This is a genomic window from Bifidobacterium sp., assembly GCF_022647885.1.
Taxonomy (GTDB): domain Bacteria; phylum Actinomycetota; class Actinomycetes; order Actinomycetales; family Bifidobacteriaceae; genus Bombiscardovia.
Window position 1 is genome coordinate 204838 of record NZ_JALCLM010000001.1, and the last position, 24004, is coordinate 228841.

At 46.0% G+C, this 24004-nt stretch carries 16 protein-coding genes; 5 read left to right on the forward strand and 11 right to left on the reverse strand.

Translation table 11 applies throughout. The features are described 5' to 3' along the window. Window positions 1-91: 91 nt before the first annotated feature. From LKI20_RS00880 to LKI20_RS00895, 4 genes are all read right to left on the reverse strand, one after another. Window positions 92-958 (reverse strand): hypothetical protein, encoded by an 867-nt coding sequence (locus tag LKI20_RS00880; RefSeq protein WP_291768572.1) that lies wholly within the window; start codon window positions 956-958, stop codon window positions 92-94. A gap of 196 nt (window positions 959-1154) precedes the next feature. Further along, window positions 1155-3383: an alpha-galactosidase gene (locus LKI20_RS00885; RefSeq protein ID WP_291768575.1), complete on the reverse strand. Its 2229-nt coding sequence runs from the start codon at window positions 3381-3383 to the stop codon at window positions 1155-1157. A 233-nt stretch (window positions 3384-3616) separates the two neighbouring features. After that, on the reverse strand, window positions 3617-4168 hold the full coding sequence (locus LKI20_RS00890; protein WP_291768579.1) for a nucleoside deaminase: 552 nt from the start codon (window positions 4166-4168) through the stop codon (window positions 3617-3619). 51 nt (window positions 4169-4219) lie between these two features. Continuing rightward, window positions 4220-7015 carry a cation-translocating P-type ATPase gene (locus LKI20_RS00895; RefSeq protein ID WP_291768581.1) on the reverse strand — a complete coding sequence of 932 codons (2796 nt, stop codon included), beginning with the start codon at window positions 7013-7015 and terminating at the stop codon, window positions 4220-4222. Window positions 7016-7445: 430 nt separating this feature from the next. Here LKI20_RS00895 and LKI20_RS00900 point away from each other — a divergent pair, with 430 nt between their 5' ends. Then, a complete protein-coding gene (locus LKI20_RS00900; RefSeq protein ID WP_291768584.1) occupies window positions 7446-9641 on the forward strand; it encodes a cation:proton antiporter in 2196 nt (731 codons plus the stop codon). 178 nt (window positions 9642-9819) lie between these two features. Here the strand turns inward: LKI20_RS00900 and LKI20_RS00905 are convergent, their stop codons facing one another. After that, window positions 9820-10572 (reverse strand): alpha/beta hydrolase, encoded by a 753-nt coding sequence (locus tag LKI20_RS00905; protein ID WP_291768587.1) that lies wholly within the window; start codon window positions 10570-10572, stop codon window positions 9820-9822. A gap of 195 nt (window positions 10573-10767) precedes the next feature. After that, entirely contained in the window at window positions 10768-11661 is an 894-nt protein-coding gene (locus LKI20_RS00910) for a hypothetical protein (protein WP_291768590.1), read from the reverse strand. A 378-nt stretch (window positions 11662-12039) separates the two neighbouring features. On the opposite strand from LKI20_RS00910, the gene LKI20_RS00915 reads away from it, so the two are divergent. Beyond that, window positions 12040-13917, forward strand: coding sequence for a DUF4012 domain-containing protein (locus tag LKI20_RS00915; protein WP_291768592.1), 1878 nt, complete (start codon window positions 12040-12042; stop codon window positions 13915-13917). Between the two features lie 90 nt (window positions 13918-14007). Further along, on the forward strand, window positions 14008-14583 hold the full coding sequence (locus LKI20_RS00920) for a low molecular weight phosphatase family protein (protein ID WP_291768595.1): 576 nt from the start codon (window positions 14008-14010) through the stop codon (window positions 14581-14583). Between the two features lie 19 nt (window positions 14584-14602). Here the strand turns inward: LKI20_RS00920 and LKI20_RS00925 are convergent, their stop codons facing one another. From LKI20_RS00925 to LKI20_RS00940, 4 genes are all read right to left on the reverse strand, one after another. Beyond that, window positions 14603-15247: a hypothetical protein gene (locus tag LKI20_RS00925; protein ID WP_291768597.1), complete on the reverse strand. Its 645-nt coding sequence runs from the start codon at window positions 15245-15247 to the stop codon at window positions 14603-14605. A 17-nt stretch (window positions 15248-15264) separates the two neighbouring features. Next, window positions 15265-16737: a polysaccharide biosynthesis tyrosine autokinase gene (locus tag LKI20_RS00930; protein WP_291773283.1), complete on the reverse strand. Its 1473-nt coding sequence runs from the start codon at window positions 16735-16737 to the stop codon at window positions 15265-15267. A 609-nt stretch (window positions 16738-17346) separates the two neighbouring features. Next, window positions 17347-18798, reverse strand: coding sequence for an O-antigen polymerase (locus LKI20_RS00935; protein WP_291768600.1), 1452 nt, complete (start codon window positions 18796-18798; stop codon window positions 17347-17349). Window positions 18799-18819: 21 nt separating this feature from the next. Next, the gene (locus tag LKI20_RS00940; protein WP_291768603.1) at window positions 18820-19866 is read right to left on the reverse strand and encodes a glycosyltransferase family 2 protein; all 1047 of its coding nucleotides are present in this window, start codon (window positions 19864-19866) and stop codon (window positions 18820-18822) included. Between the two features lie 105 nt (window positions 19867-19971). Between LKI20_RS00940 and LKI20_RS00945 the strand changes: the two genes are divergently transcribed. Together LKI20_RS00945 and LKI20_RS00950 are read left to right on the forward strand one after the other, a co-directional pair. Beyond that, on the forward strand, window positions 19972-20856 hold the full coding sequence (locus LKI20_RS00945) for a glycosyltransferase (RefSeq protein WP_291768606.1): 885 nt from the start codon (window positions 19972-19974) through the stop codon (window positions 20854-20856). Further along, on the forward strand, window positions 20853-21989 hold the full coding sequence (locus tag LKI20_RS00950) for a glycosyltransferase (protein WP_291768609.1): 1137 nt from the start codon (window positions 20853-20855) through the stop codon (window positions 21987-21989). The genes LKI20_RS00945 and LKI20_RS00950 overlap by 4 nt, the downstream gene beginning before the upstream one ends. Window positions 21990-22928: 939 nt before the next feature. On the opposite strand, the gene LKI20_RS00955 is transcribed toward LKI20_RS00950, so the two are convergent. Then, the gene (locus LKI20_RS00955) at window positions 22929-23960 is read right to left on the reverse strand and encodes a glycosyltransferase family 2 protein (RefSeq protein WP_291768613.1); all 1032 of its coding nucleotides are present in this window, start codon (window positions 23958-23960) and stop codon (window positions 22929-22931) included. Window positions 23961-24004: the final 44 nt, after the last annotated feature.

Genomic DNA, 24004 nt, shown 5'->3' on the forward strand with positions numbered 1-24004 from the left:
CTCCCTTAGACCGTTTGTGTAGGGATTCTTCGCCATACCTCGAGTATCGGTGTTGAAAAATCGCCATTTTTCAACACCGATACATTGGGTTTCAAGAAAAATCCCTACACAAACGAATCGGGTTCGTTCGATGACCCAATATTTCGACAATATCTTCCACTAATAGCTTCCATTGACGCTCAGAAAGCAGTGATTCCCAAGTAATAGGAATAATTGCCCACCCCAAACCCTGAACTGCTGCAATCTTTCGACTATCTCTGTGCAAAGCATCTCGAGTCGTATGAAATTGTTCCCCTTGGTATTCGAGTGCAACACGATGCTCAGGGTATGAGAGATCAAAAAACCACATTTCCTTAGTCTTCGGGTGAACCAGGCGATAATTCACCTCAGGACAAGGTAATCCGCTGCGCACTATCTTGAGACGCAAGCGCGTCTCCATCGGAGAATCCGTTCCTTCGCGGCAACGCTCAATAGCCCACATTCCATTTTTTCTTCCACGAAATGAAGCTGAATCAGCAAGATACCCTTCGAGCTCATTCAAACTAGCCAGGCGACGGATGGGGTCTCTGCACACAAGACTGTCAAACATCATTACTGCTTCTTCTCTCGAGCAGAAAGCAAGCATCTGCATGCATGCGGTAATCGGATCGACCACGCTAATGCTATTTTCGAGGAGTTGGGCTTGCACTGGCAAAGACCACACGCGGAACTGCATACCTCTTACAGTCGAACGCATATCCTGTCGTGGTACACACACATACAAAAGATCATCACTAAGTCGATGTCCGTAAGGAATGGGGATCCCTAACAACTTTAGAGCACTTAATGCGCAAAACACCAGCGACTGCTTACACCTCTTACTGGCATCAATGCATCGCTTCATCTCATCCGCAGCCACGCTCAAAGAGCTACCAAGAATTCCGCCATTCACATCAGTTTCATCGAAGTTCATGCTCATAACATAGGTAATATCCTCAGATAATGATGACTGTTTCACCTATGTGGTCGAATGAGACAGAGTGCGTCGTTTTGTGTAGGGATTTTTTGCAATCTCGCAGGTAACAACAAAGGTGAGCGTTGGAATTCCAACGCTCACCTTGCATTACTACTTAATAATCCCTACAGAAACGGCATTACCAAGCATATTTACGTATTTACTGAGCTAATTCAGCTTCAAACAGCACTGCTTGCGCCGGATGCAGGGAAGGTGCGCGCAATCCTGAAGACATCAACAGCGCTCCTGGGAGTACTACTCCTTGCTCATTCCACCATCCTGAATCAGACTGCGCATTACCGATTTCGCTAATGTCTCTGCTCACAGACAGAGGCTTTACCCGATAGAGAGCATCAGGATCCAGTCCAGGAAGTCTCACAGGAGCGCTGGGATATATTTTTGAAGTGGTGAGCTGAGTAAAGCGATAGACCCCGTGAGATTTATCTTCACTGACCACACCGTCAAGCCGAACCCCAGGATCGCTTGAATCCCCGTGCACAGCCTGTCCGGTAGCAAAGATTCCTCTGCGCTCTTTGAACGCTTCGACCCAACCTGCAAGAGTATCAATTGCCGACTGCGGTTCTTTAAGCAAATTCCACTCAATACCCATATGACCAAAGAACGCAGTTGCCATACGCATTTCTTGACTTGTTGCACGATGCGTCGAATGCGCAGGTGATGCACCAACATGCTCACCGATCATCTCTGGAGGCACCAGCAATGAGGTATATCGCTGAATATCCGCACGCTCCACTGGATCGACACAGTCAGATGCCCAAATACGATCTGCAACTTCAAGAATGCCCAAATCTACGCGGCCACCGCCTGAGCTGCAAGATTCGATTTCCAAACCAACATGGTGTTGCTTGAGATCACGAAATATCTGATACACCGCTTCTGTCTGCTGATGTACACAAGGACGCCCGCTGCGAGGAGAAACAGCTTCAGTAACCAAACGATTATGGTCCCACTTGATGTAGTCGATACCCAGCTGAGCTACTAGTCCATCCATTGCAGAGAACACATACTCATAAGCATCAGGATTGCTGAGATCCAGCACCTGCTGGCTACGCCCTGTCATAGGTAATCTGTTTGCTGTCGGTTTGATAATCCAGTCCGGATGTGCGCGAGCGACATCTGAATCAGGATTCACCATTTCCGGCTCAAACCACAAGCCAAACTCCATGCCAAGCTTGTGAACATACTCTGCGAGAGCATCTAGACTCTGGGAACCTTCTGGCCAAACAGCTGGATCAATCTGCCAATCTCCCAAACCTGCGGTGTCATCACGACGATGCATAAACCATCCATCATCAACCACAAAACGCTCAACTCCTGAGTCCTGAGCTTTGTCCGCGAGCGCTTTGAGCGTATCGAAGGAATGATCGAAGTACACAGCCTCCCAAGTATTGAGAATAACTGGGCGTGGTTTCTTTGCGAATTGTGGGTGTAATGCTCTGAGATACTCATGGAAACGAGTAGCAACCTGATTGAGGCCGATACCGTAGGAGCCGTAAATCCACGGAGTGGTATATGTCTGTGACTCATCCAGCTCAATCTCGCCGCCGACGAGTGTTTCAGCGCCACCAATGATGCCCTGTGTATATGCAAGTCTTTCGGCAGACAACAGCGAATTGCCACTCCACGCAACATGAACTGAATACACCTCGCCTTGAGTAAAGCCAAATCCTGGCACTCCAGCAGAAAGGAGCAGGGACGCATCAAAATCAGGACGTCCAACGGTGCTGGCTTTTTCAAGACGGCCAAGGTTGAAAGGCTGACGCTGTGGAGAGCGCTCTCGCAGGTGATGTCCGGTCGTGGTGAGGATTTCGCTCGCTACTTCGGGCACAGGGAACGCCAATTCGACCTTGTCGACTGCCAAAGTACCCGAGGCACCTGGCATATTGGTGACGGTCGCTTGTTGTCTAAGCAAACCGGAAGGCGTCAATTCACATCGCCATTCGAGGCCGACATGCTGCTCTTCATCGCTGGCCTTCACCACAACAACTTGCCCATCGCAATCAGTATCGACATCTATGACGGAGAAGCTGCAGAATAGTTCAATGCCATTACGCCTGACCACGAAGCGAGATACTCCTGACCATGCTTCTGCTTGAGTCGGCAGAACGCTAGGCCAATTAGTATCGTTCAATGAACCTGACACTCGTTGTGGACGGAGTGCATCATAGGTATCAAGCAATTGCTCTGGATGTTTGAGGGCTTTCCCCCAGTAAACAATGCGTGGCATCTGATCGTCCGCTATAACGAACGCGAAACCCACATCAGCTTTAGACCTCTGCCCGTAATAAACCTTGATATGAGGTCCCAGAGCAGATTTGCCCTCAACATGGGACCATACGGTCTGTTCGGATGTGTGTGTATTACTCATATTGTTCCTTCGGTCCCTTCACCTTTGAAATAGGATGTTCTAGCTACGAAAATCATTCCTCGGCGCTAACCAATATCGTAGAAACAGTGCGTTTGCTTGTCCTATTTCTGCGTGTCAACGACAAGTGGAAAGAAAACACCTGTTGCTGACGACTGCTCAATTGGTGCTGAAGTCTGATTTCACAGTATGTTCAGCGCTATACATTATTTGCGAGGGACTATCTCAACTCACGATTATCTTAATTTACGAAAGAAATTGTTGAGCATCGCGGTACATGCTTCTTCTTGCACCCCACCGATAACCTCAGGCCTAGCCCCAATATGTGGGTCACGCGGAATATCCCAAACCGAGCCGCAGGCACCCATCTTCGGGTCCCAGGCTCCAAAAACTATGCGTCCTATATGCGTAGCGAGCGCGGCACCTGCACACATTGGGCAGGGTTCGAGCGTTACTACCAACGTCATGTCTGAAAGATTCCAGCGGGGCATCGAGGAACTTTCATGTGCAGCTTCGCCACACAGCTGCGACGGTCTGGAAGCATTTATTGCGCAAGATGAACGCCGATCATTCAGCATGCCAGCTTGTTGAATCGCCACCATCTCTGCATGCGCCAGAGGGTCACCTTTAAGCTCTCGCTGGTTATATCCTTGCCCAACTACGGTTCCGTCTGGTCCTATCACCAGAGCACCCACGGGAACATCGCCCTGTTTTGCCGCGACAGCTGCCAGTTGAAGTGCTTGGCTCATACTGTCATGCCACTGCTTGGGTACGGATGCGATATTCATACCCCAAGTTGTAGCATGGCCCGTTTGCTTTGCGCGACTAGAGGCGGAGTCTTAACGACTGGTTTTCAACATAGTGATAATTCCGCGCCTAGCCCTACGTCCCATGGCCTTAAGTCCTGATTTTGGCCCATGTCCGTGTCTGGCAAGCCATGCTCGGATGATTTTGTCGCCTTCGCAGAAGAACAGCACTGTGATGGAAATTAGGAAGCACACCAACCACTGAGTTCCATTCATCGGAGATACTCCGAGTACTGAGGCAATCGGCGATATATACATTGCTCCAGCATGTATTACCAAGGCAACCACCGATGCGATTAATAGGAATTTGTTACGCAATGGGTTGAGCTGCACTATCAACAGCGTTTCTGATCTGGCTGACATTGACATAAAGAAGTTGAATAGCACCAACAAGGTTAATGCCATAGTGCGAGCTTGGATAACTTCAGTACCATTGTCGAGCAGCATACGGAACATCACCAGAATGCACATTGCCATCCATAGACCACACACAGCTGTTCGTGCCCACAATGCTGCGGAGAGCAGTCCTTCTTTGCGTTCCCTCGGTGGGCGCGTAAGTTCATCACCGCTACCTGGCTCGAAACCGAGCGCGATATCTTGCACACCGTTGGTAACAAAGTTAATCCATAGCATCTGTAGCGGGAGGAATAGTAACGGCATCTCGGCAATAACGTTCACTCCTACTGCAATCATCGCAGCAACTGCAGTTGAGAGCAGGAAGAATGCCGAACCTCGAATGGCCTTGAACGTTACTCGTCCCTCACGAACGGCATCCGTGATGGTGACGAAGTTATCGTCAGTCAACACCACATCGCTCGCCTCACGAGCAACATCCGTTCCTGATTTGCCCATAGCAATACCCACCGAGGCAGCTTTCAAAGCAGGAGCATCGTTTACACCGTCACCTGTGACTGCAACAACTTCGCCTTGATCCTGCAGCACTTCGACTATGCGGAGCTTGTCTTGTGGTGAAACGCGAGCCGCTATAGAAGTCTCTCTAAGTCGTGCTTTGAGTACTTCGTCACTCATCTCCAACATCTCACTACCAGTTAAGGCGTCTTTGGTATGTCGCAACCCCAGACGTTCTCCTATCGCAGCTGCGGTAAGAGGATGATCACCAGTAATCATTTTGACCTCAATACCAGCATCTGCGCATTGTTTGATTGCCTCCTTAACGCCCTTACGAGGAGGATCCAACATTCCTTCTAATCCTAGGAATTTCAAACTATGCGGTTCTTGATGATCGTGGAGATCGGTATCAGCGGGCAATTGTTTACTGGCAACCCCTATTACTCTCAACCCTTGGCTGCCCATGCTGTTGTACGTTTGATGCATAGCATCGACGTCCATAGCGATTTCTTCGCCGCTGCCGTCATCCATCGTGGTACTCATAGTGGCTATGCTGTCGGGCGCGCCTTTCACATATTGTGTATAGCTGCCGTCTGGATTACGACGAATAGTCATTGAGTAACGTAACTCTGGCTCGTATGGAGTTTCAATCTCTATAGGATATGCAAGTTCCGAAGCACTGATAGCACCGGCTTCATCTGCTATTCGTGCCATGGCTACATCGACGGCATCACCTGTGTAGGTCATACTGCCGTCATCCTCGGTGTTGCGATAAGCCTCATTGGTTAACGCCCCTGCTTTAAGCAGCTGTATCAAACTAGCTCTCTGCGGTTCGCTTATTTGGTCACGAGATTCTTCGTCGCACAGTGTTGGACGCTGCTGCCCAACTGCAAACTGTTCCACAGTCATACGATTCTGTGTGAGTGTGCCGGTTTTATCTGAACCGATCACCGTTGTGGATCCTAGCGTCTCCACCGCAGGCAGCGTTCGCACAATGGCATTACGCTTCGCCATTCTCGAAATGCCAAGGGCCATAGCGACCGTCAACACGATTGGCAGCGCCTCTGGCATAGACGCTACAACGAGTGAGACTGAGGAGAGAAATGCACCAGTGGCATCTTTGTTGATGAATACTCCACCAAGAAAAACGAATACTGCCACGATCAGCACGGCAATGGAAATACCGCGCTCAGTGCGCTGCATGATTTGTTGTAGTGGCGTATTCGCCTTGGCACCATGCACCAAATCGTTGATTTCACCGAGCTCAGTATCTGAACCGGTCGCCACCACGAGCCCACGCCCTCGGCCACTAGTTACCAAAGTTCCTGAGAAAGCAACACATTTGCGATCGCCAAGCGATGCATCCTCATCCACAGCTTCAGTGTTTTTCTGGGCATCCGTGCTTTCACCAGTCAACATTGACTCGTTGATTCGCAGCCTGCTAGATTCAATCAATCTCAAATCAGCAGGTACTCTATCTCCGCTCTCCATAACCACAATGTCGCCTGGAACCAAGTTGGCAGCTTCTATACGCTGCATTGAACCGTTTCTCAGCACTCGGGAGGTTGGTGACGACAGCGATGCGAGCGCTTCAACAGCTTTATCAGCCTTGGTCTCTTGGTAGTAGCCGATAATGGCATTAAGCAGCAGCACGATGAAAATAGCGATGGCATCTACGAAATGCTCCAACAGAATGGTGATAATGCCGCACCCGATAAGTACAGCAATCAGAGGACTCTTGAATTGGATGAGGAACATTTTCCACTTCGGCATAGGCGCCTGGGCAGAAAGCGCGTTAGCTCCGAACACCTCAAATCGTCGCTGAGCTTCTTCTGGGGATAACCCTCGCGGAGAAACCTCTAGAGCGTCAAGTGCTTGTTCGGCGCTAATAGCGTGCCATGAGGTTTCCTCACGGACAGGGGCAATCGATTCCTTAAGCTCCGTCGCATTATCTGTTGTCGTATGTGCCATCTCGGTCATAGGGGGCCTTTCTCGTGAATGATTCCATCACCGGAGAGGTCGCTGCGAGTCCAAACCAGTTTGTGCGCGGCGCATACTTCCCCACTCGGTGAACAGCGACTTCGCACGTCAATCAGACCGTTAACAAAAACCTAATTCAACACTAACACGTTACTAACGGGCTAATCTGTAGTAATTGGAAACATTATGCTTGTGGCGGCATCCCCAAGACGATTTAAGGAAGAATGAGAAGCTGTAGGTGTTCATTACGCTATCGCGGATAATAGTAAACATCAGCCACGGAACGCAGTGAGAGCGAAGCAGTCGGTCGGTGTTGAGATGAGATATGCGCCGGTTGACGATGAGCGCCCAACATCCATGGCAAAACGGAGCGGGATTCATCACCCGAGCCATCATGCGTACGCGCATGTGACCGAGAAAGAGGGCGGCTGTGCAGGAGTTCACACTTATCCTTTGCATCGTTGGCGCCGTGTTGATCTCCTCGTTTCTCAGTCGTTTTCTTCCAAAGGTTTCAACACCTTTAGTGCAGATACTCCTTGGCGTGGTGTTAACCCAATTACCCTTTTTCCCTGAGGTTCACCTTGATCCAGAGCTCTTTATGGTGCTCTTTATTGCCCCACTGCTCTATTACGAAGCTCACAGTATTGATAAGTCGTCTTTAATTAAGAACCTCGGTATCTCACTTTCACTGGCTATTGGACTCGCAACTGCAACCATGCTCGTAGTCGGATACGCTTTGAACGCCGCATGGGCTTCGATACCGCTGGCAGCAGCTTTCGCTTTGGGTGCAGCTCTTGGTCCTACTGATGCTGTGGCTGTATCTTCACTTGGTAAAGAAGCTAGTTTAAGTATCCGTCAACGAGCCATTCTTAAAGGCGAATCATTATTCAATGATGCGACTGGCGTCATAGGCTTCCAATTTTCCATTCTTGCAGCCGTAACCGGGGCTTTCTCTCCGGCTCAGGCCATTGGCACTTTCGCTTTCTCCTTCGTTGGAGGAGTGCTACTCGGATTGATATCTGGCGTATGCCTCAACTGGCTTTTCGAAACCAGTCGCGAACTCGGTTGGGAAACGACTACTACACGAATCCTAATGGAGATTTTCTTCCCTTTCCTGCTCTACATCGTCGCGGAAGATATTGCCCACATATCTGGGATTCTTGCAGTGGTCACAGCTGGCTTACTCATCCGCTTTGACCGCAGCGGTATAGGTCCTAATGTTTCACGAACCAACATTGTGTCCTCAAGTGTGTGGACGGTACTGTCGTTCAGCTTGAACGGTGCCGTTTTTGTGCTTCTGGGGATGTTGCTGCCAGAGGCCATGCAAACCAGCTGGTCAGATGAAACAGTGAACAATTGGGCACTCATTGGGATTATCGCTTTAGTTTCAGCAGTAGTTGTGGTTATTCGATTCATTTGGGTTTCTGGCATGCTTGCCATTACCAAAGACGCCAACTCACATAGGCGCAGACCTATGACTGCAGAACGTTGGCGTTCCGCAGCAGTGATGACTTTCGGCGGGCCAAAAGGAACTATCACGCTGTCGTTGGTGCTTACCATTCCGTATTTCCTAGCTTCTGGTAAACCTTTCCCAATGCGCGATGAACTGATTTTTGTCGCTGCTGGGGTGATTATCGTGACTCTGGTCATGGCTAATTTCGCATTACCGTTGCTTGCCCCTGTTGGAGCGCACAGCATCCCCACTAAGCATTTTGAAACCGTTATTGATGTGCTTCGTAGAACGGTGGAGGAGTTATCTTCCAGAGCCACCGCCGAAAATCGTCGAGCAGTTCAAATCGTGCTGTCCTCCTACAACCAAAGGATTGCACGACTCAAAGCCAGAATCGGGCAGCGCGATCCTAAGGAATTTGAGGCACTTCAGATTGAGGCTTTGACGTGGGAGCAGGATTTCATTGAGCACCGTCTTGCCGTCTTGGATGAGCCAGAATCTAAGCACAGCCTTGAAACACCAGAAACTGAGCAGAGTGCCGCAGATTCAACAACCGAGTCATTACCCAGTGCGCCGGATGCACTTGAGCCATCTACGGATACGGCTGCAGCGCAGACAGCTACTCTGACTGCTGATCCGATTGATGAGGAAACACGAAAAGAATATGAACGTCGTGCAGCCTCACGTCTTTTGGATCAGATTTCTCGTTCGCTCAGTCATATCGATGAATCCAGTGAGATGCGTTGGCGACTGCGCAGCATTCGACGTCGCTCGCACAGTTTAGTTAAGCGTCTAAGTGGACGTATCCGGCATTCAACTCCGTTGATGAATGGTGATGTGTTATTCGCTATCACTCGATCGTTGCAGGCAGACGTAAATCGTTATGTTATCGAGAAGTTATATGTTGAACTAGGTTCTGACCGCTTTAATACCGAAGATGTGTTGTCACTGCTGATTGAGCACCAGCGGGCTGATAATGCTCTGCGTGCACGTCCGACTATGGGCGACACCACAAAAACTTTGGTCACCGTGCAAGAGATTAAACGTGAGGGATACGCCATCGAGCTCAGCATCATCCAAGATATGCTCGAGGCGGGTGACATATCACGCCCTGAGGCCCGATTGTTGCGCCGCAACGTCTATGTGATGCAGGTTGACGCCGATTCTGGCATCTAATGCAGGCAATTTTCAGTGACAAAATCGTTTGTGTAGGGATTATCTTGATAAAGCCTTCTTTATAGTTTTGAAAAGGGCGGAATTCCGCCCTTTTCAAAATTCTTATACTGCCGGTATCGGTTGAAATCCCTACACAACTGAATCCGTCAACGAATATTGACGACAATTACTGCGTTTTTTACATCATTCCAGACGAAATATTGTTTTGTATGAGCCACTGCCTGATATCGCTGAACTCTTCGAGGCTGACAGCATGGTCCAATCCTCTATACTCATGGGACGTAAGCCAGGTATGCTCTTCCAACCAAGCATCCATCGCAAACAACTCATATCGCGGAATAACATTATCGGAGCTGCCGTATCCGTAGAAAACCGGAAGGTCCAACTGCGCTAATTGTTCGTCAGCGGGTGCTGAACCCTCAACATTCCCTGGTGCTAAGAATCCGGAGAGACATACTGAAGCTCGGTATCGTTCGGGGTTGATACGCAATAAATGCACTGCCAGCACCCCACCCTGTGAGAATCCCAACAGCACGATGTCTCGATCTGCTGGGATGTGCTCGCGTACCCATCGATCTATGGCAACGGATGCAGCGTAGGCATCTCTATCTAAGTCATCGCCAGTAGGTACACAATCATGGAACCACGTATAACCGGCAGGACCTACCCCCATAAGTTCTTGGGGCATCTCGAGTGGCGCACGTAAAGCTACATAATCGTTATAAGGAGCCACGTAACGCATCAAATCAGCTAAATCTTGCTCGTTTGAGCCCCATCCGTGCAACAGGAGAAACATCGGAAGTCGAGTATTCGCCTGCGCATGATCCTTGGAAAACAACGCATGCTGTACTTGCACGGCCTCGCCAAATCTTCCAGCAATTACCTCAGATTCGCGGCCACTTAGCTCACTTTTAAGGTTTTCCTCACTCATATTGGACACCATAGCGCACAATTTCACCCTTCAGCCATTTTGTGTAGGGATTTGCTGCAATCTCATGACTATCGGCAATGAAAAATCCGCAGTATTCCGGGGTTTGTAATCATGCGCTAGTAGCAGTTACAGTGCAAATCACTACACAAACGAATACCTGGGCAGAAAACCAGCGAGATTATCACCATTTAGCTCTTAATCGACTGTGCTAATCGTTCCACCCCAAGATTTTTGGAGTTTTTGAATCTCAGATGCCTGGGCAAACACCAGCCACTGTTTGCCATTGAGTATGCGCCAGTCCCCCTGCGCCTGCGACTTGTCGCTATATTCACTGAGAAGGCTGGCAATCTTTTGTTCCGCAGCTCCTCTATATAAACTTGCTGCGGATGTATTACTAAATACGATGAAAGCCATGCGAGGGCTTTTACATGCTTCAATACTGCTAACACCAGGGTACTCACTGACTCCCATCGATTGCCAGCCATCGGTGCAAGTGCCAGCAGTTTGCTCCATGCCTTTCTGCATGGCGGACACACTCGTTGTGGGAGCTTCATCGCGAACAGCTTCTTTGATGATGCCCGTTGGAAATAGATTGTGCACGACAAATCCGCCTGCGAGCAGTAATAGTGAGCAGACAAAGCACACTATGCTCCATGAACCAGTGGAGTGGCTTCGCTGAAATCGAGGCACTATGAATCGTGAAACAATCCCTAGCACTAGAGATATCAACGCGAGCGCAGCAGATGCTATGGCCGCAGCGGTAGTGCCAAATATCCCGTTGAGGAACTGTATTTTGGAGGGCGCAACAGCGTAGGCAAGGAATAATCCTGCGACAGCTAGTGCAATAATGCCAATGAGCAGAGCTATCCTGCTTAATGGTGTAGACCTGCGTACAGTTGGCCTTGAAGCTCTCGGCGCTGTTGCTCCAGAACCAGACTGGTGACGACCAGCGGGATTCCTACCGGTATCAGATTGACTGTCAGCTCCATAAGGTTGCTTCTCATCAAGCTCTGATGTTGAAGGGTTTTGAGTTGCGCCTTCATCCTGCGATTTAGCATATTCCTCGAAAAAATCGAGATCGTCAGCCATGATGTCACCCTTCTGCTCACACGGACACTGCCGCACTACTCAACATCAGTGTACGCAGAAGACTTGTATGGGGAGACACAAGGGAAGGTTTATTTGGCCTCGAACAAAGAGAAACCCGGCGGGGGTTGACCGCCGGGAGAGAAAGGAGAGAGAAGAAGGATTCAGTTATCGGGAATTAAATTCCTGGCCTCGGGTATGTGTTGTTTTCCTTTGACAACATCTAGTAGACCACTCGAACCTTGACGATTTGCTGGGGTTTTCTGATAATACTCTGGGAATTCCAACGCAGATTGTGTGGAGATAGCTATCAATTGCTGTTCACAAGTGTATCGATGTTCAGAATTAAGATGTCAGATTACGAAGTTGAGGAGACCAGATATGAGTAATGCTACAGACGGCGTCTACGAAGCAAATCCAGACGCATATGCTCGTCACTCAAGACATAACTCTGGTCAGCATAGCCGCGGACGCAAGCCACGGCACACGGTGCGCAATGTCATAGTCACCATACTGTTACTACTACTCGTACTGGCAGGCGTAGCCGGATTTATGGGATACAAGCTGTACCGAGAAGCTCAAGAGGTCAAGGCACACGAGCAGCGTGCGATGACTCTACTGTCAAGTGTGCAGAATGTCGATCAACTGCAAGACTCTCAAGCAATTGCTTCAATCCTTCCTCAGCTGCAGTCCGAGACGTCATCAGCGAAGAAGATTACAGACGGCAGATTATGGAAGATAGCATCCTCTCTGCCGGTTTATGGAGACGACATCACCACAGTCCGAGGAATGGCCAGCGCAGTTGATTCGCTGTCTACCGAAGCTCTGCCAAAACTGTCAGAAACTTTAACCACTATGCTGTCGTCAAAGTTGAGCTCAGGGGATGGGAACGTCAATCTGCAGCCTATTGTTGATGCTCAACAAGGTTTTAATGCTGCTAACACCTCTTTACAGTCTGAACTGAAAACTTTGAAGGCTCTACCAGAACCGCATCTCAGCCAGATACAAGAACCCTATGATCTTGCAGTGCAGCAATTCACATCGGTTTCAGACAAGATCGACCAGGTGAACAGCCTGATTCAAGTGTTACCGAAGTTTCTCGGGCAAAATGGTTCTCGCAATTATTTGATTGTGGCACAGACAACTTCTGAGGCGCGTTCAAGCGGGGGGTTGATTGGTTCTCTTGGTACTTTTACCGCAGATAACGGTTCAATAACCATTGGCTCTTTTCATCCAAATACTGAATTCATCAATATTGGCGGTGGCAATGCCAACGCCGATGAGGAAAATGTATTTAAGGCTCCTTTGGACTTGGCATTCGATATCCGCGATCTTGCCTCATTCCCTGATTTCTCGCGCACAGCTACAACCGTCAATTCGGTTTGGCAGCGATCCGCTTATGCCAGCACCACAGATGGGGTGATGATGATTGACCCCGTATTCGTGCAAGAGATGATTAAGCTCGGCGGCAATGTTTCACTACCGAATGGCCAACAGCTTACCGGTGATAATACTGCCGAATTCCTGCTCAATGGGATTTATAAAACTGTGCCCGTTGCCCAGCAGGATGCATATTTTGAGTATGCTGCTTCAACTGCAATGAACAACATATTTTCTAATATGACAGCCAAGAAGATGATAAGTATGGCACAATCATTTACCAACTTGGCGAGCCAGCGGCATCTGTACCTGTATTCCTTCCACAAGGATGATGCTGCGTCCTTCCAAGGGGCGGGGCTCGCAAAAGAAACTCCGAGTAGTGAAACAGAGCCAGAGGTTGGTATCTATCTCAACCAAAACAATCCTTCTAAGCTTGATTGGTATCTACATCGCAACACCACGATTACACGGAACAGCTGCAATGCTGATGGTTCGCAGAGCTATCATGTGGAATTCACTGCTAATAACACCATCACTCAAAGTGATCTAGCTACCGGCAATTCTTACATCCTAGGTGGAGTCAACGGCATCGGCTCCGCTGGTACATCAGTTGAAAAAATTCTCTTCTATGCTCCTCTTGGTGGCAGTATCTCGAATTTCACAGTGTCCGGTAACGCTGAAAAGCCCGACCAAGCCTCTATGAATGGAAAGAAACTATGGACGAGTGTCGCTACCATTGCACCAGGCAAGTCTGTAACCTATGCATATGATGTAAACACCTCTTCCAAGGCGACAACAGATTTGAAACTTGATCAGACCCCGATGGGATGGACGGACCAAGGGGTAACTTATGACACCAAGGCGTGTGCCATTAAGTAAGTTGAGTTGAGACGTGTTGAGTTGAAGTACTAGGGCTCAGCCAGAGCAAAGAAAAAATACACCAGAGTTGATGGGATGTTGAGGAGCACAATGCTGATTTTGTTTGTATGCACAGGGAACATTTGCCGCTCTCCAATCGGGGAGCTCCTGGCTAAACGCTATCTAGCAGCCTCTTCTATTAACATTTCTAGCGCTGGAACTCATGGTCTTGCCAACCATCGCATCGACCCGTCAAGCGAGAAATTACTCACTAGAGCAGGCATTGACTCACAAGCTTTCCGGTCGAAACGATTGACCGCTGAACTGGCAACTTCTGCTGATCTCATTTTCTGTTTTGAGAAAATTCAACGTCAAGAAATTGCTCTCCTGGCTCCTTCAATGTCTAAACGCATTTTTTTGCTGGGAGATTTCGCTAATATCGCGGTGTACTGCGCCAATAGCAATATGGTGCGCGGACTCACTGTTGCTGACCGCTTAGAATCTGTTATCGCTACTGCACCTTTGATTCAAGGGTTGCTGCCAAGCGCTGATGATATTGAAGATCCGCATCGCAAAAGCTTTGATGTTTTTGAACGTGCAGCGGATCAAACGAATAAGGCTCTACGAACTATACTGCTGAGCTTAAAAAAGCATCCCGCTGTGGTTCCTGAACTGCAAATCGCCTAGCAGTCATATAGATCGATTCTTACTGCAGAAGGCTAGCTACTAGTATTACCGCAGCTACAACGACTACACCAAGCAGAGCGCCGCAGCCTATGTACCACAGAATCCCTTTGGTGGCCGGTTCTTCAGTATTAGTATGTGATCTACGTCTTGGCGCTGCTGCCACCTGTTGCTCGTCAGCGTCTGCCCCCGTTAATATGCTCAAAAACTCCTGATCTTCCTGCACACTTCGTCTAGGAAGAGATCTCGGTACTGCATCCTCTTGGGGAGTCGCTGCAGTTAGGTTGCGTTCTTCGGGAGTGACTGTTGGGGCAAATAATGGCGCGACTGGCTGTACTGCACTATCTTCGGCGGGATCTAAATCAAGTTTGGCGTCCCACACGGAGTTGCTTGTCGGAGTAGTTCGTACCTGGTCGGTATGCGCAGGCGGAAATGCCGGAGGCAATGGTACTGGATTGACGCGCAGTGGCTGATGCTCTGTGAAATCAATCTTGGGTATATCCCAGTTGGTATCAACCACATCTCCAACTGCAGCATCTTGTTGTGCAAAAATGAGCTGCTCATCCTCTGCTGCATTGCTCGCAGCAGAGGGAGCGTTATCATCCGTGCTAATCACGGGGAACATCAAACTCGGTTGCCCATTGTCGACTGTATGAGAATCATTCATAGCGTCGTAAGGCTCCTTCACCGTTTGTCTGTGCGGCGTTGTTGACGCTGCTGGCGCTTACCTTCTGTGTCGTAATAATAGTAGTTGCCATGATGCTTCTTGGATTGCTCAGCGTAATTGAGTACTGTGCCGATGACTGGCACTTCCACATTGTGGAGCTGCTGCAGAGTGGTGCCAAGATCTTTCTTGTCGCATATTCCTCTGCCGACAACCATCACCACGCCGTTGCCCATACGCCCGAACATGCCAGCGTCTGCCGCGATGGTCATTGGGGTGGTGTCAATAATGACGTAATCGTATTGCCTGAGTGCTTGCATCACCATGGCTTCCATGGTGGAAGAGTTCAGCAGCAGAGAAGCATTCGGCGGCTTAGGACCAGCTGGCATGATGTGGAAATTAGCTTTCCAGTAACGCTGCACAGCATCAGCCACATTCGCCTGACCTGAGAGCACATGGGAAAGACCAACTGCTTCTTCCAGTCCAACCTTCGTCGCAACTGAGGGGTGACGCAAGTCGGCATCAATCAGGAGCACTTTGCTACCGTTCTCGGCAAAAGCTGCAGCGATATTCACTGATGTCGTGGTCTTACCTTCACCAGGCTCTGTAGAAGTAATAACGATTAGACGTGAGTTTAATCCCTTGACAGGTGCAATGAAGGAGAGATTTGAGCGAACACGTCGGTATTCCTCAGCCACCAGCGAGCTAGGAGCAGAAGTAACCACCGGCGCCGCCTGTTTAACCACATCTGTGTCTGGGATTGAGCCCAACAGCGGAGCATTAGTAATATTCTGCAGGTCTCGAACCGAGCTGAGTCGGGTATCGGTCATATCTTTGACCAGTGCAGCGAGGATGCCAACGATGATGCCAAGCACAATACCAATTAATAGGTTCAGTTTGATATTAGGAGAGCTTGGGCTATCAGGAAGAGTTGCCTTTTGCACTACTGCGAGCTTCACTGGTGAGTTGGATGATGAATACAACGATGATTTAATGGTGTTGCTAAGTGACTCAGCAACACCATTAGCAATCTTCTGCGATTGTGCGGCGTCGTCCGTCTCAACTGAGATATCTACAAGCATGGTGTTCGTCGGATTAGTGACCGTGATCAATTCACCAAGATCCTTCACAGACATATCGAGATTGAGATCCTTGATGACTGGCTCCAACACAGCCTGAGTGGTAGCAAGACTCGGATAAGACTTGATCTGAGTGGCTATATATGAGCCTGCGGTGTTTATTGATGAAATGTCTTGCGATGACGAAGAAGTGTCATCGTAGCTGGCGAAGAGCTCTGACGATGCGGTGTACTTTGGCGTGGCCGCAAGAGAGTAAAGCAGCAACAAACCAACTACTAGCACGAAACCGGTTAAGAAAAACAAAATGCGTTTAGATACGATTCCAAACAAATCTGTAACGTTAAGTCCCGAATAATTCGAACTACCAACTGAGGGTAACTCTTGATTATAATCGGTACCAGATTTGGTACTCATAGAAGCCACGCGTCTCTCCTTCGCGTTGAACGGGTGCCGTCAATACTAGCAGACTATATGGAATTCTTTCCTAGGTGTCTTAACTTTTCGCCTTATAGAATTCTCTCTATTCAAGTTAAGAACCTTAAACAAACTATTGCTCGCTCAGAGGGAATTGATGATTGCTCCCCAATTGAGGTATCGTTCCTATTCGGATGATATCTAACACTATAGTTCCAACATTCTATGCAAATTTCTGGCTCAAAAAGCTCAATAAACATCATAGTGTCAAATTTACAACAAGTTACCCGTACAACACGACAGGCCGCCGCCATACAAATTTGAATAAGTATATTGAAAGCCATAACGCGAGACTAATATTGTATACGAATTGGAAAAGAGATAGTTAATATCCACAGCTGCAGAAGACAGGGCAGCCCCTGTTCCATTAACTTAGTTTATGCTCTTTCGCCGTAAAAGTTCGTTTCAACGAACATTGAGCAATTCATGCAATTTAGACATTGTATAGAAAACAGCCAAAAACCAAAAATGAGTATCTGTAGATAATCCTCGTACCGTGTCCACAAGATATGCTGACGGAAAGCTTATTAATGATGTGCCGAGACCATGCTATTCCATAACTTCTCGTCCCCGCGCTGATATTGGGAGCTGTTTCATGGAATTAATTTGGGGTTGACGCATGACACCCGTAGCTTTCCAGCAATCTGTTTGACTATTAAAACACATTTTTAAAACTACAAACCATAAGAGCACCTTACAAATAAACCCTATAGAGATAATTGATGTCGTAAATAAGTTATCAAAAAATGCGAATACAATACCTCTGGTTATGTACCCGTACACTACAACAGACAATGCAGTATTGATTTCATTTCCATCGCTGAGCGCTTTTTCAAATATAAATTGACTGAATAATCCAAGTATGAACATCACAAGCACTGTACCCAAAAGACCGAAGTCATAGTTCAACGATGCTAGCATAGTTGTTACGTTACCGAGCCAATGACCCTGATAATAACGATGTTCCACACTGATTCCGGGACTGTGAGTGTCGATACCCAAGAAACCGTACAATGACTTAAGGGACTCAGCCCCAAAAGACCCAGGATTGCGAATATTGGTTCTCATAAAGGTGTCAAAATTTTTTATCGGCGCACCCAAATAAACATTCAGAGTATCGAATACTGAAGAAAAACCTCCAGTAGCTCGCCCAACCAGAGCCAACGAATAATAGAAAAGCGGAATAATAATAATTCCTGCCATTACGAATCCGACGACATATTTCAACTTTAATGCGTTGGCTTTTCGCCCTGTTACGCCGCGCCGAATTATGACAAACATAACGGTAATAGATAGCAGAGTCCAAATAGCTCCCGACCGGCCGCCCGTAATCATGGAGCCTAATATGCCTAAAAGAATATTTATGAAGAGGAACAGATTCCGCATCGACAGTTGATACCGTATGTTGGCTTTTCGAACAATCAAGTAATTCCATATGAGAACGAAACCTAATACATTCGGAATTGCCGTGCACAGGCTAAAGGCCGTATCGAGAACAACTCCAAGTGAAGTATCTACAGAGGAATATTTGGATAGTTGGTCATATACGCCTGCAGTAGAACCTGTTCTGTCATATGCTAGAGCCCCTGTGTACGACGCAACAATCGTATCAATTTTTCGTTGCACAAAAAAATAGACAACAATTTGCAGAAGGGCTATAATCACGAGAATTGGGGTATTGATTTTGAACAAATTTCTGCGGGAATAACGTTCTGAGCTCCTTGTCATTATCCGTTTTTCCCCCAGTGCTACGTGTATGGAATAACATCCTAATGAGAAAGCACAACATGCAAATAGAATAGAAAAGCATGTAGAGGCATCAATATCTAGTCCCCATTTTTCGTAAGAAGTGATAACCCCGTCAGCAACGGAAAAGCAAAATACAGCAACCAACAATACCGCCGGCGATATAGGATCCTTCCCAAGAAAGAACCAGTTCAAGCTGAGCAACATTGCTAAAGCAATAAGTAATACAATTGTTAACAAAATCTCCCACTCCACTTCCGACAATCATGCAAAGTTTTACATACTGATTTTATTGCGTAATGTCCTAAAACCGTTCAATATGATTCGCATGGAATTCACCACTGGATCTGCCACATTCAATTGGGCAAGAAAGATCACAAACAATCCCTTGCGCCCAATAACTTTACGTAAACGGCTAACTTTATTGATACCTTTGAGTTCTCTAACAGAATCCGCTCTGAGTTGTTTAGCACGTTTTTTATCCGATATTAAATAACTATCGATATAAGTGACATAACTCATTTTGTCCAATTGCAAGTTACATAGTCCAGACAAACTCGGCATAACACCTCGGACGTCATTGTCTCTACTCAAAAAGGCGAACCTCATATCTTCGATAGTCTTCGAAGTCATTCTGTAAGTTCTTGAGCCCTCGCGTTGTCTGTATAAATAAAGCTTCTGGTTTAGAAAAATCACAGAACCACTATTCATAAGAATCTGATACATCACAGACATATCTTCACAATAAACCCTCCCGATGGGAAATCGGATAGAGTTGTTCTGCCAAATGCTCTTAGCAAATACGACTCTCCAAATGAAATTCTGAATATGTTCTTCTAGAAGATGCTCAACCGCTTGTTTAGGAGAAACTAAACCATCTTTCGGAAAAGATCTAGATTCCTCGGTCTCCTCAATCAACCGCCCGTTATCTGCAACTTTCTTGTAACTAAAAACCACTGTCTCTTGTTTTTGCGGAGGAGACAGCAGAGGATAAATCAAAGAAACCGCGTCTCTCCTCAGCATATCATCAGGATCAACAAATAAAATGAAGTTGCCAGTACTTTGTTCAACCCCGAAGTTTCGAGCGTAAGATACACCAGAATTATTTATATGAAAAACCCTTATACGATTATCTCTCTTCTCATACGAATCACACAGTTGAGCTGACAAATCTGTTGAACCATCGTCGACCAAAATGATTTCGTGTACTGGGACGGTTTGTTTTAGCAGACTATCAACACACTGGGAGAGGTAATCTTCAACGTTATAAATCGGTACGATAACCGATAAAAGAGCAGAATCAGACAACTTGCACTGAAGCATTACACCCCCACTTCCTCCAAGTCATGCTACATATATTTGTACAGCGTCAGGCTACACTTGAATATAGAACTAAGCTCAGCAATACTAACATTGGAGCCAGAAGTTATGGATCTTGGGATAGTCACTTTCAATGCAGATTTAGACTTACTAATGCAATCTTACCGCTTAGCCAAGAAAAGCATTTGTCATTTCATCATTATCGACAACGGCAGTCATAATCAACAAGAACTGACGAAAAGTTTTCTGTCTCTTCCAAAAGTTTTACTCATCTTAAATGAGGAAAATCGCGGTGTGGCACATGCACTGAATCAGATAGTACAAAAAAGCGAACAGCTCGGTTCAAAGTGGGTGCTACTCATGGATCATGATTCTCTTCTATCACCCTATTTGTTGGCAGCCTATCATGATCTCATACCCGAAGTTGAAAAAGATGTAGCAATCATCTGTCCTTCAGTGAAATCGCTTCATGGAAAACCTTTCGCAAACTTAGAAAAAGGATCCGGTCATCAAATCATTAATGGGCTCTACTTGTCGACAATTGAGCGCTGCATAACATCTGGGAGCTGTATTTCGATACTGCATTGTCGGGATCTAGGATATTTTGACGAACAACTATTCATTGATGAGGTTGATTACGAGTACGCGTTTCGTGTGCACCAGAGTGGGCTAGCAATCAAACGAGTCGATAACATTTGCATGTTACACGAAGTCATAGCAGACGACCAGATAAAACAACTGCATCTGCTCCATAAAACAATTCAGTATCACGATACATCCCTGAAGAGAACCTATTACAGAGCCCGCAATCTTACCTACTTAGCAAAACGACATACCGGATATCGAAATTCGAAATCTGAGATCAGCAAAGCAATCATCAAAATAATTATCTTTGAGAGACAAAAACTAGCTCGACTGAGGGCTGTTAAACGAGGAATCACTGATGGAAACAAAATGAAACCACTGTTACAAGAAAAAGGATTTGAAAATTGACTTTTCCAATGGACCAGAAAAAATATCATGTCCTTTACTACTCAGAGGGATGGGGATTAGGGGGTATTGAACGATTCATCATAAACGTCATTGCGCACGCTGATCGATCGTCTTTTGATTTCGATATTTTTTCCACTCACACTTGGGATACATCTTATGACGAAGTGATTAATGAGCTAGGCGCGCAAAGATATACTGTGTTCAATAACAAAAAACCAAATCTTTGCACACGTTTACTCAAAAGTGAAAAAGCATGGCGTGAATTACTCCTTTCAAAGAAATACGACGTGGTCCATATCAACACCATGAACGGTATGGGATTTATTTACTCGTCGATAGCAAAAGAGTGTGGAATACCCATCTCAATAGTTCACTCACATAATTCGAGATTCGGTGAAGGACATGAGCGACTTAAAACTCTGGGGCACCGAATAGGAAAACAATTGTGGAGTAATTCATGTGACATCAGGCTAGCCTGTTCTCAACAGGCGGGCCAGTATCTATTCGACCAAGATTCCTTTACCGTAGTGCCCAACGGTATAGACCCCCCAATTTTTTCATTCGACAATTCTTCAAGACAAGCCATAAGAAGACAATATGAAATTGATGAAGAAACATTGCTATTCGGATCTATTGGGAGACTTGACACCTCAAAAAATCCTTTGTTTCAATTAGAAGTCCTCTCCAAGATTGTAAAACAAAATATTAAGGCGAAACTAATGTTAGTGGGAGATGGGCCTCTCGTCCAACAATTACGCACAACCGTCGAACGGGACAACCTTGAAAACAACGTTATATTGGCAGGCACAACGACCCATCCAGAAGATTTTCTTTCAGCATTTGATGCCATTTCTATGCCGAGCAAATTTGAGGGGCTACCATTCTCAGTTATCGAGGCCGCATGTAGCGGACTACCGATTCTAATTTCTGATTCATTTGATATTTCAACATTCCCTTACTCACACATTACAAAACTATCTTTAGATAATCCAGAAATCTGGGCTAGCACGTTGTTAACAACCCATCGCCCTTCCACTCAAGAACGTGAATACGGGACGAATGAAATAATCAATTTGGGATATGACATTTCTTCTACAGTCAAACTTTTGCAAACTCTATATACAACAAATTGAGCAAACAATAGAGAGATAGCAGTATTCCGCGTAATAATTCACAAGATTCTTATTCGTCGAAAGTAGAATTTTGTGAATTCTCTACAACCCCATCCATAAGGTTCGTTTGATTTTCTGAATTCTTTATCACATGAAACAACAGTATTATCTAGCACAGATTATAAAAAAGACAAAAGCAAAACTGGGTGATATCCCATTGCGGTTATATTGTCTCTGCAAGGAATAATCCAACCAAGCTGCATTTGCCTAACATTACGTAATACATTCATACAGAGAATCTCTTTCGATTGTTTTACAACAAATAAGGCTGATTAATCCCCTTAGCTAGTGTGTACATAATGTCGATCTATTCAATACAGCAAACTACCAACCAGGAGCAATCATAATCTCCTGCTTTGATTACGTTGATACATATTAATTCAATTCAAAAACAAGATATGAATTCAAATTCTCTCGGTTTACGGGGATTCATGCTCATAATTTCCACTGGAGGGGGCAAACCGGAGGTTGTATGTACCCCGCGTTCGCAACAAATCACAATTTACAAGCTAGCTAAAAGACTTCGTCTGTTGAACTAGTATATTATTCTCGTTCCATTCTTATATTCTATGTTTCTACTTCCGTAGTCAAAAACAAAACAAATGTTTTTTTGATTCTTACATATACGCAGGCTCTGTGGAAGCAATAAAATCAACAAAGGAAATACGAATCTGTATAATCTGTGAGTTTTAGAGATTGCTGTATCAAAATTTCTTGAACCAGCTAATCATGTGATAGTACTATCTGTTGTTTTTAGAAGAAAGTCAATAATAAATGCTCAATGCATATAACTAATAGACGTTACCGACCGAACCTATAGCCTCATGAAACCTTTGACAGCAAGATTAATAACATGAATTACATTGATACAGGATAAACAAAACTCAAAGAATCTATCATTTAATTCTTTAATAGGGAACGCCTAAAACTCGATACAGCCTGTTTAGCCTTTATAGCTATAATCGTCGGATAGTATCCTGAACGGACAATCGTTGCATTTATCTTCTCCTTAAAAGTTTGAGAAGATTTCCAAATAGCTATTATTTGACCCGAGAGCATACGATTATATTTTTCGAACTCAACATGCCTATTTTGTATAGCTGAAGACAAACATATTTTGATACTCACTTGTACAAGTTTCTTAGATAAATTCATTCGTGCCATGTAATTTAAGTTTGGATAGGTTACTGCGATGAATCTTTGTAGAGAAAGATGCACGTCCACACTATCCGCAATATCTTTAGGTAAAAGAGTATTCTGCAAACTATCAGGCCGATCAACTCGATAATAGTAACGAGGCCCATTGATATAAATTATTTTTTTTGCTCTGCTGATTGCTGTAAAGCATGGCACCGAATCCGAGCTGGTCCTCTGCTCAGGGAACAAGTTCTCATTGAACAGTTTCTTGTTGAACAACTTAGCCCAAACTGTTAGTCCGACACTTGTGCCTTTAAGGAGTTCATAAAAAACGAGTTGTGGTTCACAAATCACAGCGTTCTTATCTATGTGACGTATTGTTTTTGGAAATTCAATTTCCCGAGGTAAAGATAATTTGCCTTTGTCGATATTTACGGTATCAGTAAAAATAAAATCAGCTGAATACAATTTAGCATAGTTGAGTAGTTGATTCAGATAATCGTCGCTTATTTGATCATCAGGATCAATGAAACACAAGTATTCTCCCCGCGCGATTTCTAAACCTTTATTACGCGCTCTTGCGACACCACCATTGGACTGGTGTATTACGACAAAAGAGTGTTCCTTCTTCTGAAAGTCATCTAATATCTTTCCAGACTCATCTGTTGATCCATCATCAATAAATATATACTCTGCACCAGCGCAATCCTGCCGACTTAGACTCTCAAGGAAAGCCGGCAAATATGTGTCTACATTGTATACCGGGATAATAACAGAAACCTTGACAGAACCCAATTGAACCAGCTTTCGATCTTTATCAAATGCTCTTTGTTGCTGCC